This is a genomic window from Actinomyces naeslundii, from assembly GCF_001956585.1.
GTDB lineage: Bacteria > Actinomycetota > Actinomycetes > Actinomycetales > Actinomycetaceae > Actinomyces > Actinomyces naeslundii.
The window spans coordinates 146,894-163,383 of record NZ_MSRR01000003.1 but is presented as its reverse complement, the minus strand read 5'-3'; the positions used below and the strand labels follow the sequence as shown (position 1 = coordinate 163,383).

The following is a 16,490-nucleotide window of genomic DNA, read 5'->3' as shown; positions in this document are numbered from 1 at the left end:
GTGTCTGCCGATTCCACAACAGTCGAAAGCACGCTCCAGGCTCCAGATCCATCCGCCTCCCGAGGCGCGAAGGTCGACCTTAGGGGCGTCACCCACCGCTACCCCGTGTCCCGCGACCTGGACCATGGCTGGCTCCACTTTCTGCTCCGACGCATATCCCCCTCAGCCAGGGCGCGCCACGAGGTCGAGGCGACCAAGCCGGACCAGCTCCCCGTTCTCGACGACATCGACCTGACGGTCGCCCCCGGCGAGTTCGTCGCACTGGTAGGCCCCTCGGGCTGCGGCAAGTCAACGATCCTGCGTCTGTTGGCCGGCCTCGAGCAGCCGGTCGAGGGTGACGTCGAGGTCGACTCCACGCGGGTCACCGGTCCCTCACCACTGCGGGCACTGGCCTTCCAGGACGCCACGCTCCTGCCCTGGAGAACGGTGCGGGACAACGTCGCCCTGGGCCCCGAGGCGAGAGACCGCCTGGAACGCGACCAGCGCCGGGTGGAGGCTGCCCTGCAGATCGTGGGACTACGGGACTTCGCCGAGGCCTACCCCACGACGCTCTCGGGCGGCATGGCCCAGCGCGCCTCGCTGGCCCGGGCCCTGGTCAACCGGCCCCGGCTCTTCCTCCTGGACGAGCCTCTGGGCAAGCTCGACGCACTGACCCGCCTCCAGCTCCAGGACGAGATCATCAAGCTATGGGAGTCCCAGCGCTTCACTGCGATCCTGGTCACCCACGACGTCGACGAGGCACTGCGCCTGGCCGGCCGGGTGATCGTCCTGTCCGAGCGACCCGCGCGCATCGTGGCCGACATCGACGTGCCCGAGCACGACGAGTCGACCGACGAGTTCCGTGAGCTGCGTCGTCGGATCCTCAGTCTGCTCGGGCGCTGAGCGAGGCACGAGACGGACCTCACCTGTGATCCGGCTCGTGGAGGCGCGGAACGACGCCGCTTCTCCCGTAGCCTGGGCCGCAGGAGCGATCCGTGCCCTGTTGACCCCGTTCGGGTCCTGCCGCACCTGGTGTGCGGCAAGAGCATCCCGTGAGTCTGTGCGTGTTAGCCCATGAGTCATCCGGTACGTCCGGGTGCGGGCGAGTGTGGTGGGCCAGGTACGGCAAAGAGCGGAGGACAAAAGGTCCTCCCCCACACTCCGCCGCGGTCCCCAACCACTTCAAGGGGACAGATATGGGAAAACTTCATGACTACCTCCTCCAGCACTGCGCCCGGCTCCTCCGATGGCGCTCAGAGCAGCGACAGCAACGGCCCCCTGAGCCTCGACGCGCTCTTCTCCGCCGAGCTCTCCGGCGGCAGACCCGCCGACGCCAACCGTGACGATGAAACCGTCGCCGCACCGCACCACTCTGATGACTCCGCCCCCTCACCCGAGGACTTCGCCACTCCCGCCTCCTCCGACTCCCCCGAGGACCCCGAGGACGTCGATCACGAGGACGAGGCCGACGACGTCGACCGGGACCGCCCCGAGGCCGACCCGGAGGACGAGGCCGACGACTCCGACGAGGATGACGGCGTCGACATCGATGAGGACGAGGTCGACGGCCACACCCCCTTCATCGACTCCGACGCCGATTCCAACGACCACCAGCAGGACGACGAGCGCCCCAAGTCCCCGCGCAACAGGGACAAGGGCGGGATGAAGGCGGATCACGAGGACGAAGAGATCACCTTCGCCGACCTGGGTCTTCCCAGGGACCTGCTCAAGGCCGTCACCGACATGGGCTTCGTGACGCCCACCGCCATCCAGAAGGAGGCGATCCCGGTCCTGCTGGCCGGCCGCGACGTCGTCGGCGTCGCTCAGACCGGAACCGGGAAGACCGCGGCCTTCGGGCTCCCGCTCCTCGACGCCGTCGACTCCCGTGACGGTGTGGTCCAGGCCCTCGTTCTGGCCCCGACCCGCGAGCTCGCCCTCCAGAGCGCCGAGGCCATCACCGACATGGCCTCCCGCTCCCGCGGGCTGGACGTGGTGGCCGTCTACGGCGGTGCCCCCTACGGTCCCCAGATCGGCGCGCTCAAGGGCGGTGCCCAGGTCGTCGTCGGCACCCCCGGACGCGTCATCGACCTCATTGACAAGGGCGCGCTCCAGCTCGACGACGTGCGCTACTTCGTCCTGGACGAGGCCGACGAGATGCTGCGCATGGGCTTCGCCGAGGACGTTGAGACGATTGCGGAGTCCCTTCCCACCGAGCGGCGCACCGCCCTGTTCTCGGCCACGATGCCTCCGGCCATCCAGGCCGTGGCGCGCCAGCACCTTCACGAGCCCGTTCAAGTCGAGGTCTCCAGGCCGGCCTCCACCGTCGCCACCGTCCACCAGACCTATGCGGTGGTTCCCTTCCGCCACAAGATCGGCGCCGTCTCCCGGGTCCTTGCCGTCACCGACGCCGAGGCCGCCATCGTCTTCGTGCGCACCAAGTCCACGGCCGAGGACGTCGCCATCGAGCTGGCGGGCCGGGGTATCCAGGCCGCCGCAATCTCCGGTGACGTGCCTCAGCGCGAGCGCGAGCGTCTGGTGGAGCGTCTGCGCGCCGGCACCCTCGACGTGCTGGTGGCCACGGATGTCGCCGCCCGGGGACTGGACGTGGACCGGATCGGTCTGGTCGTCAACTTCGATGTGCCACGTGAGGCCGAGGCCTACGTTCACCGCATCGGCCGTACGGGGCGCGCCGGTCGCCACGGCGAGGCCGTTACCTTCCTGACCCCCAAGGAGAAGGGCAAGCTCCGTCAGATCGAGCGCCTCACCGGCAGCCGGCTGGAGGAGATCACCCTGCCCTCCCCCGCCGACGTCTCCGAGCACCGTGCCCGGAAGCTCCTGTCCAAGGCCGCCACCCGCCACGAGCGCGGCCGCCTGGACATGTACCTGCCACTGGTCAGTGACTCTGCCCGGGATCTGGACATCGACGTCGAGGAGCTGGCGGCCACGCTGCTGGCGCTCGCCGTGGGTGACGAGGGACCGCGCAGGAGAGAGGACCGTGGCGGTGAGCGCCCCCAGCGAGCACGCCGGGAGGAGAACCTCGACTCCGAGGGGACCTTCCTGTCGGCCTCCTTCGAGGGTGGGCGCGAGAAGAACCGTCACGGTGAGCGGGGAGACCGTGGCGAGGGACGCCGCTCGGCCACGCGTTCCGGACGCCGCGAGCACGAGGGCCCCGGGACCGTCTACCGCATCGAGGTGGGCCACCGAGACCGGGTCCTTCCGGGCGCGATCGTCGGTGCCCTGGCCAACGAGGGCGGTATCGAGGGCTCCGACATCGGCAAGATCGATATCCTTCAGTCCTTCTCCCTGGTCACGATCTACGCCGACCTCAGTCCTGAGCAGCTGAGCGTCATGGGACGGGCCACCTTTGCCGGCCGCGAGCTGCGGATCCGCCCCGATGAGGGACCGGGCCACGGCTGGTCCGGCCCCAACAGTGGAGAGCGTCGTCCCAAGCGGCGCGACTGGGACGACCGGGGTGAGCGCGGGGAGCGCAGAGACCGTTCCGAGCGCGGCTTCCGGCCGCGCCGTGATGACGGTGACCGTGGCTGGAAGGACCGTGACGGGCGCGGCGGCAGAGGCGGTTACGACCGCGGGGACCGCCGGTGGGAGGAGCGCCGAGGTGACCGGGACGGCTTCCGGGGCCGCGAGGACCGGGGCGGCCGCGGCTACGGCCGCGACGGCTATCGGGGTGACCGCGGCAGTGACCGTGGAAACGGCCGTGGCTATGGTGAGCGCAACCAGAACCGCTTCGGCGGCAACCGGGGCGGCTTCCGTGGAGGACGCGGCGACCGCTGAGTCCCCGGCGGCTCACTGACACGATGGGTGGGGCAGCAACGCGTGTTGCTGCCCCACCCGTCATCGCAGCCGGTCACGTGAGGCGATGGGTGCTGCGGGATCTTCTTCGCATACTGTGAGCGCATGAGACTCAGACACGCCATCCTCGGGCTGCTGTCCCATCAACCACAGAGCGGCTATGACCTCAGCCGAGCCTTCAACAGCTCGGTCGTCTACTTCTGGTACGCCGACCAGTCCCAGATCTATCGCACCCTCGACCGCCTTGAGGCCGATGGCGCCATTTCGACGCAGGTCATCCCTCAGAGCGGCCGGCCGGATCGTCGGGTGCACAGTCTGACGGAGTCGGGTCGCGCCGAGCTCGATGCCTGGCTGATGAGCCCGCTCGAACCCATTACGACGAAGGACCCCCTGCTGGCGCGGCTCTTCTTCGCGGCTCGACTGGGTCACGAGAGAGTCGATGCGTTCCTGTCCAAGGCCGAGGAGAGGATCCGCCGGGAGCTGGAGGAACTGGAGGCGATCGACATCGACGTGGTGGATCTCGACACCGCAATGAAGGCGGCAGTGCTTCGTTATGGGATCGACGGCACAAAGACCCAGCTGGAGTGGGTCGCCCAGACCCGGCGCACCATCGCCGCGGACGCCGGCACTACACGGTCAAGAGCCACCGAGGGAACCGAAACCAATGATGAGGACAGCCACTGAGGAGACGCATCAACATCACATACTTGCATAGTCCAATACTCGTATTGCATGGTATGAGTATGGATGAAGCATCTCCCTCCGGCGGTGCACCCGCCGTAAGCCCCTTGACCCGTCTCGTCGTTTTCAGTGTCGTCGTCCTCGGCTCTGGCTGGATCGGGCTCCTCGTCGACGACGCCCTGGGCACCGCCCACTCCATGAAGGGACAGGGGTCTCTCGTATGGATCATGACGCCGCTGCTGGTCGGTGCGGTCCTGGCTCTGAGCGACCCGTCGCTGCGCCGCTCCTACGCCGTTTCGTGGCTGCCGGGCAGGCTGCGGGCCTACGGGGTGGCGATCGGCGTCTTCCCGCTGTCCTTCGTCGTCGCCATCGCCGTCGGTTGGGCGGCGGGGGTGCTCAGCCCCGGCGGGCTGGGGGCCTTCGGGAGCGCCGTCGCCGTGAACGTCCTGCCGACCGTGCTCAAAAACATCGCGGAGGAGGGCGCTTGGCGCGGCTACCTCACTCCCGGGCTCCTGCGTCGGCGGCTGCCCGACCCTGCAGTCTGGCTCGTCGTCGGAGTCGTGTGGGGTGCGTGGCACCTGCCCTACTACCTGTGGTTCCTGGACGAGTCGCTCATCCGCTCGGTCTACGACGTCCCCCCGATCATCTTCGCCCTCATTGCAGTTCCCGTCACGATCTGCTGGGTCCCCTTGTTCACCGAGCTTCGGATCCTCAGTGGCAGTATCTGGCCGGGCCTCATCGCGCACTCGATCGCGAACCTCAGCCATACGCCCCTCACCCTGGGCGGCCTGCCGATCAAACCGGGCTGGGGACTGCTGGTCTCCCCGATGGTGGGCATTATTCCCAACGCCATCGTCCTGGCGGCGGGCCTGGGGCTGTGGGCCCGGCGCACCGGCCGACTCCGAGGTCGGTCCCGGTGACCCGCTTGTCCGCGGCCGGGCGGGGCCCGGCTCGGTGTCCGTGCTCTCAGGCTCGACGCACCCGCACAGTCCCCATCTGGGCGCGGGCCCGCAGCTCGAGGCGTCGCTCGAGGGCGTCGGGGTGGTCCTGGCGGGGCAGGTCGGTTGTCACTCGACCGAAGTCGGAATGGCAGTCGGCCAGGACCGCAGTTCCCTCAGGCACTCCCACCGACACGGTTCCCATCTCACTAGACAGATCCAAGGATCCTTCATACGCCTCGACGACCTTGACCGAGCCGGCCTCCGTGTGGGCCGACACCGTGCCGGTGGTGGAGTAAATGCGCACCGAACCGGCTTGGGCCCGCACGCTCCCGTCATGCAGGGCACCGATGACGATGGAGCCGGCGTCGGCGTGCACCTGCGCACTCATGCAGTCGCCCAGGCGTATCGATCCCGCCGAGGTCCGTATCTGCACCTGCTCCCAGGAGTGCTCGGCACTGATCGATCCGGCATCGAGACGGGCATCCAGTCGCGTGCCGTCCGGCACCGTGACCCGAACCCGAGATGTCTGCGAGCCCCATGGCCAGATGCCCGCGAATCGCTCTCGTCCTACAAGAGCGATCTGACGGATGCTCACCTTGGCACCGTCGGCAGTGACGTCCAGGAGGGGTTCCAGGATCTCATCCGCCTCGACGGTGACTGTGCGCCCCGCCCCTGGCGCGGTCACCACGCTCAGAGTGGACAAGTCCAGGGCGAGAATCGGCTGAATGTCATCGGGAAGGTCAAAGGTCCAGATCGGCATGGGTGGTCTCCTCAGGTTCCAGGTGTCTGCGCAAGCCGCCACGATGTGGGCAGGCAGCGGGCAAGTGATTGGGCTAGGGGCAGATCGGTGGCACGACGATGCGGTGGTAGGAGGTCAGCCGAACCACCCGGTGAGCGTCGCGCCCGAGGACCGGCGCTGTGCCGGTTTGGCGGGCCGGCCGGAGGGGCTTCCGCCACCGTCGGGACCACTCGCAGCGCGAGCAGACCCTGCCCCGTCGCTCCCGGCACCCGCCGAGCGCCGGGAGCCCGACGCGGACGTCTGTTCTGACAGTGCGCTGCGAGCCGCTTCCACCAGCCAGGCGTTGACCGAGCACCCCCGGGCCCGGGCTGCGGCATCGATCTGCTGCTTGAGTGACTCGGGCAGGCGCAGCGTCGTGCGGACCTCCGGTCCCTCCGGCACCTCGGGCACTGCACGCGCCGGAGTATCGGTATGGCACTCGGAACCCGCCACGTTGCCCTGATCCTGCTCATCAGACCGATCAGCCTGGGTGACCAGGAGATGGGGAGTCGATCCGTCCATCACAACGGCGACATGCACTCCATCGAGCTCGCTGTTGAGCTCATCGGCGGTGTCCGTGAGCACCTGCAGGGCAACGAGGCGCAGAGCCGGATCGAGTGCAACTGTCAGGGAGTGGGCCACTTCCTGGGTCCGTTCGTCCCCCAGGCACGAGGTCTCCACGAGGGTGCGGCGCAGTGTCTCGGTGTAGGCATCCATGTGCATGACACCATTATGACACCATAAATCAGCCTTGTCTAGAGATCATGACACCTCAATGACACCAGATAGTAAGGGTAGGTGGTGTCATTTCAGGTGATTCGCCCCAGAACTCGCGCGAGCTCCGCCCATCGGTGTGTCTCGGTCCTGAGTGGATCGATGAGCTCGGTATCGATGACCTCGTCGGTCGCTCGGCGCAGGAGGCGGGAGACCTGCTTGCTGTGACGTCTGGCCTGGAGCCGGGCCACGAATGTTCCCAGGCCGGCCAGGACCAGCCCGATCAGCAGTCCACCGAGCAGCAGGACGGTGGGCCAGGGGACTCTCCCCCAGCGGGGGACGTCAACCGCGATCAGCAGGAGGTACTCCTCCAGGACATGGATCGCCACCAGCCACAGTCCGCCGAGCAGTGCGGTCAGCGCCGTCACCCACTGCAGCACATTGGCGATCGTCCACCAGGCCGGTCGGCGCCACGCCCCATAGTCCACCGCGGACACCGCCCGGTCCAGGGGGGCTGCGAGGTTGTCGGCGCGTTCGTCGCTGCGGAAGACGGCCTGCGTCGCCAGGTCCTCCGGTAGCTCCGCGCTGACTGCCAAGGCGTAGAGGTGAGCGGTGCTGCGCAGGTTACCCGTTGCCGCCGGACCGGCGGGAGGCAGGGAGCTGAGGTCGATGACGGCGCCTTCACGACCGTCGTCGGGCTGCTCGGCGGCATCAGGCCGAGAAGAGGTCGGACGCTCTCCCCCGAGGTGAAGCGCTCTCAGCGGGTCACGTCGCAGACGCTCGATCCACCGCGTCCAGAACCAGCCGACCCGGGTGTGGGCCCGGTGCCGGTCGGATCCTTCGACGGCCCGCGCGACGACGTCGATCCCGGCGACGCCGGCCGCCGCCAGTCTGAGTTCTGCCAGGGGCTGCTGCACGTGCTGCGCCTGAGCGTCAGCCGGACGCGTACCAACGGCGCCTGGCAGAGCCGGGGCGATGAGCCCTGTCCGCTCCCCCAGCTCCTTGGCGGCGCGACGGGCGTGGGCAATGAGGTTGCGGGCACTGGCCAGACGATCGGCGGCTACCGCGGCCACGGTGCGAGCCAGGGTCTCGATTCCCTCTCCGGTACGGGCACTGACGGGGACGACCGAAACGTTCCCCAGCCCCTCCCGATCCAGGATTCGCCGCAGGTCCGTGAGCACGGCGTCGCGCCCCTCGGCGTCGAGCCGATCCACCTGGTTCAGGGCGACCGTCATGACCTCGGCGTGAGCCGCCATGGGAGTGAGGAAGTCGCGATGAACGACGCCGTCGGCGTACTTCTCGGGATCGAGGACCCATACCAGGACATCGACCTTTCCCGCCATGCGCTCGGCAATGGCCCGGTGCGCGAGCTCCTCGGAGTCGATATCGGGCAGGTCGACCAGCACCGTGTCCTCACCCAGTCCCCAGGCTCCGTCGACACGCACCCGTTGGCTGATGTCGAGCCAGTCCAGCAGCGCGGTGGCCTCCACCGTGGTGTCCGGGACGACGGCGAGGGGCTGGGTCGTGGTCGGGCGGGTGCGGGCAGTACGGGACACCTCGGCGCCGGCGAGAGCGTTCGTCAGACTGGACTTGCCCGACCCGGTGGCCCCGAGGAGAGCGACCACCGTGGTCTGCAGCGCCAGACGTCGACGGTGAGAGGCCTGCTCGAGGACGTCTCGGGCCTGGGTGAGCTCATCGTCCAGACCGAGCTGAGCCCCCAGGTCGACGGCCCGCGCCAGGTCCTCGAGAACAGGCACGAGGCCGCCGGCCTCGGCGTGGTCTGTGTGGCCCGTATGGTCAGCGCTCACCGCACCCGCCTCCCGGCCGGCCGTCGGTCTCGAGCGGGTGCGGTGCGCAGCGAGGTCGCCGCCTTCTGACAGGTCTGCAGCTGCTCACGCAGCGCGTCTGCGCTGGGCGCCGGAACCGGAAGGGCCTCGGTGAAGCACTTCGCCTGGTTGGCGAACAGCGCGGTGGCGCGCTTGGTGAGGTCCTCCCGGGCCCGCTTGGTCATGCCACGCATCGCCTGGTCACCGAAGACGGCCTCCAGGACCCGCTGGGCCAGGATGGCGGTACCTCCCGCGATCCCCACCTCTCCCCCGGTCAGTCCGCCGGTGTGGGCGAAGACGAGGATCATCAGGACGACGCCGGCACCGTTGACCCCGAGTGACAGCAGCCTGGCGGTGAGCCGTTTGTCGGCTCCCTCTGCTCGGATGAGTCGGAGCACCTCTCGCTGCCAGTCGTGGACGAGGGCCGCGGCGATGACCCCGAGTCCGGCCTGGGTCGGTACCTCCGCCAGAGCACGGTTGAGAGCCTGCTGGGAGGTGCCGGCACGCCGCCAGGAACGCTCCGTGGCCAGGCAGGCCCGTTGGGACTCGGCGACCAGGAGCTCGACCAGGGACGAACCGATCGCCTGCTCAACGCGCTTGGCCGGCGCCGGACGTCCCCGCAGAAGCGAGGTGACGCGGTCACGGACCCGCCCCACCTGGACCTCCAGCGACCGGAACAGATCACCGGTTCCCACGAACTCCTGCCAGCGGGCCAGCACCTCCCCGTGCAGCATGGAGCCGTCCTCAGTGGCCTCGATGACACGCTCCAGGGCGTCATCGTGCTCGGAGGTGGCTGCGCGGCGCAGCTCGGCGTGCTCCGCCTCCTGGGAGTCGAGCTCGACGGCGAGCAGCTCGCTCTGGGCTGTAACGGACCCGATGGCACCGATGAGGCTGCGGTGAGCGATGTCCTGCCGCGCAGCCGCGTCCGAGGCCAGCGCACCCAGCCACTGGCGCACCGGCGAGACGCAGGACTCGGGCAGGAATCCGTCGTCGTCAAGAGCTGTCTCAGGAATGGTGAAGACGGGAGCCTCTCCCAGGCCGGCAGCCACGAGCCGTCGCCGCAGGTCGGCCTCCACCTCGCTCTGCGCACCCTCCGGTACCCGGTCCAGGACGACGGCCACCGTGATGTGCCGCTGCGCCGCGGCCCGCAGGTGCTCCCAGGGGACGGCGTCGGCGTAGCGCGCCGCCGTGGTGACGAAGATCCACAGGTCCGCACCGGCCAGCAGGGTGGCTGCCAGGTCACGGTTGTCCTCGACCACCGAGTCGACGTCGGGGGCGTCCACGATCGCCAGCCCCTCGGGCAGGCCCTCGCAGGCGCGTAGCTCGAGCTCTCTGGGCGTGTGGTCGGTGGGCGGACTCGCCGGAGCGTCCGGGTCCACGCGCAGGCGCGACAGTGAGCCCAGGACCCGGTCGTTGTCGAACCAGGCCGCGTCTGTCGGCGCGTGCAGCAGCAGGGGGCGGCGTGTGGTGGGGCGGATCGCAGAGGCCCTGGCCACGTGTCGGCGTACGAGTGAGGAGACGAGGGTCGACTTGCCCGCTCCGGTGGAGCCTCCGACGACAGCCAGCAAAGGCGCGTCCAGGCTGGCCAGGCGCGGCAGGATGTAGTCGCCGAGCTGGTCGCGGATGAGCGTGGCCTTGTCCGAGGCGGCTGCCGTTCCCTGCAGGACGTAGGGCATGGACAAGGCGGTCAGACTGTCTCGCAGCGCGGATAGGGCCCTGGTCGCCTCCTGGACCTTCTGGCTGCTGCTGGGCTCGCCCCGGCTCTTGGTCATGAGGCCGAGTCAGCCTCAACGTCGGCACCAGTGCCGGCTGCGGCACGAGCGACCATGATCTGCGGGACGTCGTCGTCGCTGGGCGGCTGCCAGGTGGCGGCATCGGCCTCAACCTGCTCACCGGAACGGATGTCCTTGACCGAGTCCGGTGCTCCCTCGGCGCCGGGGAACCACACGAAGGGGATGGAGCGCTTGTCGGCAGCCTTGATCTGCTTGCCGAACTTGGCGGCGCTGGGGGCGACGTCGGCGCTGATGCCGCGGGCTCGCAGTGCGTCGGCGATCGCGTCGGAGGCGGAGCGGTGCGCCTCATCGGTGACTGCCACGAGGACCACCGTGGGCACAGGACGGCTGACCTCCACAAGCCCCTCGCCGATGACACGGGCCAGGAGCCGTGACAGACCGATGGAGATGCCCACCCCCGGGAAGGTGCGTTTGCCGTTGGTGGCCAGGGAGTCGTAGCGGCCGCCGGAGCACACCGAGCCGAGGTCCTCGTGGCCGGACATGAAGGACTCGTAGACGGTGCCGGTGTAGTAGTCCAGCCCGCGGGCGATCTTGAGGTCGGCGATGACGGCGCCGGGGCGGCGCCGGCCGGCGGCCTCGAGCAGGGCGGTCAGCTCGGACAGCCCCTCCTCGAGCAGCTCGGTGGGCTCGGCCCCGGCCAGGGCACGCAGGACCTGCCCGGAGACGTCCTGGCCGTCGGTTCCGGTGATAGTGGCCAGTCTGAGGGCCTGCGCCGCCTGCTGCGCACTCACGCCGACACTCTGGGTGAGCTCGGCGGCAACCTTCTCCGGGCCGATCTTGTCGAGCTTGTCGACGACGCGCAGGACCTCGATGAGCCGGCCCGAGTCAATGCCGATGGACTGGTAGAAGCCCTGGGCCACCTTGCGGTTGGAGACGTGGATGGTGACCGCGGGCACCGGAAGGGAGCTGAGCGCCTCATGCATGATGAGGGGGACCTCGACGTCGTGGTAGAACGGCAGGGTGCCGTCACCAACGATGTCGATATCGGCCTGGATGAACTCGCGGAAGCGCCCCTCCTGAGGACGCTCGCCGCGCCAGACCTTCTGGATCTGGTAGCGCTTGAACGGGAAGGTGAGCAGCCCGGCGTTGTCAACGACGTAACGGGCGAAGGGGACAGTGAGGTCGAAGTGGAGGCCCAGCTGCTTACGGGGGTCCGCCTCGGCGTCGGGCTCGGCGGGGTCCGCCTGCAGACGGTTGAGGAGATAGACCTCCTTCGAGGTCTCGCCCTTCCTCGTCAGCTCGCTCAGCGGCTCGACGGCGCGGGTCTCGATACCGCTGAAGCCATGGAGCTCGAAGGTACGACGCAGGATGTCGACGAAGTGCTGCTCGACGATGCGGCCCGCCGGGAGCCACTCGGGAAAGCCGGACAGTGAGGAGAGCGCTTGTCGTACCTGTGTCATGGTCGGCATTGTGTCATGACGAGCAGCACCCTGGTGCACCGTCGTCAGGCCTTGAGGTCTCCTCCACGGATCTTGGCCTCAGCGAGGTAGGGGTTGCCGTGGTGCTCATGCTCCATGGTGGTCACCGCACCGTGCCCGGGCAGCAGGACGGTGGCCGGGTCGATGGCGCTGGCCAGGAACCGCAGGGTACCGAGCATCTGCACCTGGTCCCCACCGGGCAGGTCGGTGCGCCCGACGGACCCCTTGAAGATGACGTCACCGTCAAGGGCCATGAGGTAGGTGTGCTCCTCGTCGGCGGTGGAGGGGTCGTCCTCAATGACCTCGGCCTCGTAGAGCAGGGCGTTGTCCGCCAACCGGGCCTCGAAGAAGAACAGGGTGGAGCCCTCCGAGTGACCCGGAGCGGGGATCGCGCGCAGAGCGATGCCGGGAACCATCTCGACGGCGCGGGAGAAGCCGTCTCCGGGGAAGAGACGGATATCGGCGGGCTGCCTCCAAGGGGTGCCGGCCATGTCGGTGAAGGTCATGCCGTTCGAGCTGATGCCGGTGGTGATGTCAGGCTCCTCGAGCCGGTACCGGTCGCGCTCGGGGATGTAGACCGGCACGTCGACGGCGTCGTCGCTGGCGAGCATGCCCTCGGCATGCGCCGCCTCGATGAGGGCCTGGGTGTCCCATACGTGGTCGGCGTGTCCGTGGGTGAGCAGGATGGCGCCCAGGGTGAGCCGATGGGAGCGAAGCAGGGCCAGGGCGCCGCCGGCGGCGCCGGCTCCGGGGTCGACGACGAGTGCGGGCTCGCCCGGGCCGGAGGCCAGGACGTAGCAGTTGGCTGCGAACACAGGTGCGATGGTGCGCTCCAAGATCATGCCCCCAGCCTACTTGGGCCGCCTGGGAACAGTGTCAATACGGGTAAAAGAGCTGCTCAGGTCCACAGGACCCGGCTGCCTCACCGAAGGTGAAGCCGCCGCCCCCACCAGTGCTCAATGAGCCAGCGGTCGTGGCTGGCGACGATGAGCGTGCCCGTCCATGTCCTCAGAGCGGCCTCGAGCATCTCGAGGGCGTCCAGGTCCAGGTAGTTCGTGGGCTCGTCGACGACAAGCACCTCAGGCCCAGCAGCAGCGGCCAGGGCCAGCTGAACGCGGCGCTGGTTGCCGTCGGAGAGCTCGCTGATGGGACGGTTCCACAGGCGCGGGTGCAGAGCTCCCCGGCCACGGTCCCCGATCCCCTTGGTCCACACGTTCTCATCCACCCCAGGGTCGCCGAGATTCGGCAGGTGCTGGGGTATCCGGAGCACCGAACCGGATACCGTGAGGCTGCCGACGGAGTCCTCCGTGGGTGCTGACCGCCTACCCATCCAGGTCAGAAGCGTGGACTTGCCGCTCCCATTGGCGCCGGTGACCAGCAGGTGCTCGCCTGCCATGACGTCGACCGTGACCGGTGCAAGGCGCCCGGGTACGGCGGCTGACCGGGCCGAGACCGCCATCCCTGTTCGCGGCGCCGGTTCAGTCAGACGCAGCTGCAGGTCGTAGGAGCGGGGCCTGCGCACCTCGGTACTGGCGAGCGCCTCCAGCCGGCGGTCGTCCTGAGTCTGGCGCCGGGTGGAGACGCGCTGGGCGCGGTCGGCGTAGAACTTCCGGGCTATGCGGGCCTCGGTCCGGGGCGCTGCCCCGCTGTGCCCAACGATCTCGGAGTCGCGACGGTGACGCGCGAGCTTGCGCCGCTGCTCCTGCTGACGCTGGTGAAGACTGTGGTGGGACGACCTGGCGTGCGCCTTCTCCACGAGGTAGTCGCTGTATCGCCCCGTGCACCGGTAGGCACCCATGGGGCCGCTGTCCCCGGAGGCGGTGGCGAGTGCCTGCCACGGCGCTGTGTCGAGGTCGACGACGGCGGTGGCCACCTCGTCGATGAAGGCACGATCGTGAGAGGAGAACAGGACCGGTCCGGGCCATGACGCCATTATCTCGCTCAGGTAGCTACTGCTACCGGCATCCAGGTGGTTGGTGGGCTCGTCGAGCACCAGCGCTTGACCGGCTGAAAGAAGCAGAGCGGCGATCTCCAGCCTCCCCCGTTGCCCCGGCGACAGCGAGGAGACAAGGCGGCCTGTATCCACGCGCCCCAGTCCCAGCCCGGCGAGCGCCTCAGCCCGTCGAGCCGGCAGGTTCCAGGCGTCGAGCGACTCAAGCCGGGTCAGTAACGAGTCGTAGTCCTCAGCGAGGGAGCCGGCTTCAGCTCCGGCCTGGGCAATGGCCTCGCCCATGCGCTCGAAACGATCAAGCGTGTCCAGGGTCTCAGCGCAGACGGCGTCGAGGTAGCCCTCGATCGACGTTGCAGTCGACTCCGCCGAGTCGGTCGCCGGCGGGCCATGATGCTCGGGAATGCTGACAGCCCCGTGGTCAGGGGACAACTCACCGGTGGCCAGGCGCAGGAGCGTGGACTTCCCCGATCCGTTGGGGCCGACGACGCAGACGCGTTCGTCGTCGGAGACCGTCAAGTTGATGCTCTCCAGCAAGGGGGCGGAGGTGTAGGAGAAGCTGACATGGGAGAAACTGATCGCAGGCATGACTCGTCCTTGACATGAGGCGGTGGGGGCGCAGGGGCGAGTCACGCGAGCATGGTCACATGCTAACAGCGCCAGCCGTCGACGAGGCCTGGGGAACCGACACCGGCCCGCTCGTGAGGGACATCGGCGGTCAACGAATCAACTGAAATCATTGGGGCCGGGGATGGTGGTTGCCGCCCGCAGGAACGTAGACTCTCGGCACTGCCGTCCTCCGACGGCACGTCACCACCACCCGGTCTGAAGGCCGGGCGCGAACGGAACGGAGCAGTCATGCTGCTCCCTCCCCGTCAACCCATGAAGGAGCATCCCGTGACTGAGCGGAACCAGCCCGACAACCGGCCTGACGACCAGCCCAAGGCTGAGCAGGCCGACCAGCCGACCGGCCTTGACGAGTCGGCAGCGCCCACCCCGACGGAGCCGGCGCCTGACACCGTCTCCTCCCCCGTCACCGACGTAGCGGCCGACGCCACGGCCGACGTCGCCGCCCCGAAGGAGTCCGAGCCCAGCGAGCCTTCCGACCGGCCCACCGAGGAGCCCGCGCAGGCCGTCTCTGACGAGTCGGTCTCTCCGGCTTCTGAGGATCCCGCGCCGACCGAGCAGCCTGCTGAGGACGCTCAGCGGCCCGAGACCGCTGAGGCCACCCAGGAGGACGCCACACCGACGCCCGCCGAGGTTCCCGCCCCGGCTGCGGCTCCCACGGCGCCTGCCGAGCCGGCCGTCGACCCGCAGGAGGCGATGGACGCCGCCAAGTGGGGGCGCGTGGACGGCGAGGGCCGGGTCTATGTTCAGGACGGTGGTGCCGAGCGCGAGGTCGGCCAGTTCCCCGATGCTCCGATCGCCGAGGCGATGGCCTTCTACGTGCGCCGGTACCTGGACCTCAAGGCGACCATCGACCTGTTCGCCACCCGCCTGCCCCAGCTCAGCGTCCGTGAGATCGACTCGACCCTGTCCTCGATCTCCGAGTCCCTGACGGAGCCGGCCGCCGTCGGAGACCTGGAGGGGCTGCGTGCCCGCTTCGCCGCTCTGAAGACCGTGGCCGCCGAGCGCCGCGAGGCCGTGGCCGCCGAGCGCACGGCAGCCAAGGAGCAGGCGCTCAAGGAGCGCACGGCGATCGTTGAGCGTGCCGAGGCCATCGCCGAGCAGGACCCTGCCCGTACGCAGTGGAAGAACTCCGGCGCCGAGCTGCGCGAGCTGCTCGAGTCCTGGAAGGCGGCACAGCGGCGTGGTCCGCGCCTGGACCGCCCCACCGAGGACGGGCTGTGGAAGCGCTTCTCCCACGCACGCACCACCTTCGACCGCCACCGTCGCCAGTTCTTCAGCGAGCTGGACGCCAAGCAGGCGCAGGTGCGGGCCGCCAAGGAGGCGCTCATCAAGCGCGCCGAGGAGATGCAGAACTCCACCGACTGGGCCGGTACCTCCGCGAAGTACCGCGACCTTCTGGCCGAGTGGAAGAAGGCCGGACGCGCCTCCCGCAAGGAGGACGACGCCCTGTGGGCGCGCTTCCGGGCCGCCCAGCAGGTCTTCTACGACGCCCGCCGCGCCAAGGACGAGGCTGTCGACGCCGAGTTCGCCGAGAACCTCAAGGTCAAGGAGGCGCTCGTGGCCAAGGCCGAGGCTCTCCTGCCCATCAAGGACGTCAAGGCCGCCAAGAAGGCCCTGCGCCCCATTCAGGACGCCTGGGAGGAGGCCGGACGGGTCCCCCGCGGAGCCGTACGTCGCATCGAGGGCCGCATGCGTGCCGTCGAGGACGCCATCCGCGAGGCGGAGAACGCCGAGTGGCGCCGCACCGACCCGGAGACCAAGGCCCGCGCCGAGGGCCTGGCCGGTCAGCTCCAGGACGCGATCGCCGGCCTGGAGAAGGATCTGGCTGCGGCACAGGCCGCCGGCGACGCCAAGAAGATCGCTGAGGCCGAGGCCGCGCTGACGGCTCGCCGTGCCTGGCTCGAGCAGGTGCTGCGCTCGGCCAAGGCGTGACCCGAGCACGTTCCGCTCATCTCTGAGACTCAGGAGCGCC

General features: G+C 69.1%; 12 protein-coding genes and 1 pseudogene. 5 read left to right on the top strand and 8 right to left on the bottom strand.

What is annotated here, in order from left to right; translation table 11 throughout:
- From BKH33_RS01710 to BKH33_RS01695, 4 genes are all read left to right on the top strand, one after another.
- On the top strand, positions 1 to 882 hold the full coding sequence (locus BKH33_RS01710; protein ID WP_003779956.1) for an ABC transporter ATP-binding protein: 882 nt from the start codon (positions 1 to 3) through the stop codon (positions 880 to 882).
- A 306-nt stretch (positions 883 to 1,188) separates the two neighbouring features.
- Positions 1,189 to 3,771 carry a DEAD/DEAH box helicase gene (locus tag BKH33_RS01705; protein WP_003779931.1) on the top strand — a complete coding sequence of 861 codons (2,583 nt, stop codon included), beginning with the start codon at positions 1,189 to 1,191 and terminating at the stop codon, positions 3,769 to 3,771.
- A gap of 123 nt (positions 3,772 to 3,894) precedes the next feature.
- Entirely contained in the window at positions 3,895 to 4,473 is a 579-nt protein-coding gene (locus BKH33_RS01700) for a PadR family transcriptional regulator (RefSeq protein WP_003779960.1), read from the top strand.
- Positions 4,474 to 4,532: 59 nt separating this feature from the next.
- Positions 4,533 to 5,390: a CPBP family glutamic-type intramembrane protease gene (locus tag BKH33_RS01695; protein ID WP_003779925.1), complete on the top strand. Its 858-nt coding sequence runs from the start codon at positions 4,533 to 4,535 to the stop codon at positions 5,388 to 5,390.
- A 46-nt stretch (positions 5,391 to 5,436) separates the two neighbouring features.
- On the opposite strand, the gene BKH33_RS01690 is transcribed toward BKH33_RS01695, so the two are convergent.
- The 8 genes and pseudogenes from BKH33_RS01690 to BKH33_RS14355 form a co-directional block, all read right to left on the bottom strand.
- Positions 5,437 to 6,171, bottom strand: coding sequence for a DUF4097 family beta strand repeat-containing protein (locus BKH33_RS01690; protein ID WP_003779939.1), 735 nt, complete (start codon positions 6,169 to 6,171; stop codon positions 5,437 to 5,439).
- A gap of 114 nt (positions 6,172 to 6,285) precedes the next feature.
- On the bottom strand, positions 6,286 to 6,912 hold the full coding sequence (locus tag BKH33_RS01685) for a hypothetical protein (RefSeq protein ID WP_043538553.1): 627 nt from the start codon (positions 6,910 to 6,912) through the stop codon (positions 6,286 to 6,288).
- An 86-nt stretch (positions 6,913 to 6,998) separates the two neighbouring features.
- Positions 6,999 to 8,711, bottom strand: a complete 1,713-nt coding sequence (locus tag BKH33_RS01680; protein ID WP_003779945.1) for a GTPase — start codon at positions 8,709 to 8,711, stop codon at positions 6,999 to 7,001.
- The gene (locus tag BKH33_RS01675) at positions 8,708 to 10,501 is read right to left on the bottom strand and encodes a dynamin family protein (RefSeq protein ID WP_003779958.1); all 1,794 of its coding nucleotides are present in this window, start codon (positions 10,499 to 10,501) and stop codon (positions 8,708 to 8,710) included. The genes BKH33_RS01680 and BKH33_RS01675 overlap by 4 nt, the downstream gene beginning before the upstream one ends.
- A complete protein-coding gene (gene hisS, locus BKH33_RS01670) occupies positions 10,498 to 11,931 on the bottom strand; it encodes a histidine--tRNA ligase (protein WP_003779965.1) in 1,434 nt (477 codons plus the stop codon). The genes BKH33_RS01675 and hisS overlap by 4 nt, the downstream gene beginning before the upstream one ends.
- A 35-nt stretch (positions 11,932 to 11,966) precedes the next feature.
- Positions 11,967 to 12,782, bottom strand: a complete 816-nt coding sequence (locus BKH33_RS01665; RefSeq protein WP_003779950.1) for an MBL fold metallo-hydrolase — start codon at positions 12,780 to 12,782, stop codon at positions 11,967 to 11,969.
- 80 nt (positions 12,783 to 12,862) lie between these two features.
- Entirely contained in the window at positions 12,863 to 13,399 is a 537-nt protein-coding gene (locus tag BKH33_RS14360; protein WP_412768192.1) for an ATP-binding cassette domain-containing protein, read from the bottom strand.
- A 525-nt stretch (positions 13,400 to 13,924) separates the two neighbouring features.
- Positions 13,925 to 14,476 (bottom strand): annotated as a pseudogene (locus tag BKH33_RS14355) (ATP-binding cassette domain-containing protein); the annotation flags it as partial.
- Positions 14,477 to 14,770: 294 nt separating this feature from the next.
- On the opposite strand from BKH33_RS14355, the gene BKH33_RS01655 reads away from it, so the two are divergent.
- Positions 14,771 to 16,450: a DUF349 domain-containing protein gene (locus tag BKH33_RS01655; RefSeq protein ID WP_076070777.1), complete on the top strand. Its 1,680-nt coding sequence runs from the start codon at positions 14,771 to 14,773 to the stop codon at positions 16,448 to 16,450.
- The last annotated feature ends 40 nt before the right edge of the window (positions 16,451 to 16,490 follow it).

Excerpts from the sequence above, each read along its gene's own strand:
- BKH33_RS01705 (WP_003779931.1), top strand. The coding sequence starts at position 1,189 with ATGACTACCTCCTCCAGCACTGCGCCCGGCTCCTCCGATGGCGCTCAG.
- BKH33_RS01700 (WP_003779960.1), top strand. The coding sequence starts at position 3,895 with ATGAGACTCAGACACGCCATCCTCGGGCTGCTGTCCCATCAACCACAG.
- BKH33_RS01695 (WP_003779925.1), top strand. The coding sequence starts at position 4,533 with ATGGATGAAGCATCTCCCTCCGGCGGTGCACCCGCCGTAAGCCCCTTG.
- BKH33_RS01690 (WP_003779939.1), bottom strand. The coding sequence starts at position 6,171 with ATGCCGATCTGGACCTTTGACCTTCCCGATGACATTCAGCCGATTCTC.
- BKH33_RS01685 (WP_043538553.1), bottom strand. The coding sequence starts at position 6,912 with ATGCACATGGATGCCTACACCGAGACACTGCGCCGCACCCTCGTGGAG.
- BKH33_RS01675 (WP_003779958.1), bottom strand. The coding sequence starts at position 10,501 with ATGACCAAGAGCCGGGGCGAGCCCAGCAGCAGCCAGAAGGTCCAGGAG.
- hisS (WP_003779965.1), bottom strand. The coding sequence starts at position 11,931 with ATGCCGACCATGACACAGGTACGACAAGCGCTCTCCTCACTGTCCGGC.
- BKH33_RS01665 (WP_003779950.1), bottom strand. The coding sequence starts at position 12,782 with ATGATCTTGGAGCGCACCATCGCACCTGTGTTCGCAGCCAACTGCTAC.
- BKH33_RS14360 (WP_412768192.1), bottom strand. The coding sequence starts at position 13,399 with ATGGCGGTCTCGGCCCGGTCAGCCGCCGTACCCGGGCGCCTTGCACCG.
- BKH33_RS01655 (WP_076070777.1), top strand. The coding sequence starts at position 14,771 with ATGAAGGAGCATCCCGTGACTGAGCGGAACCAGCCCGACAACCGGCCT.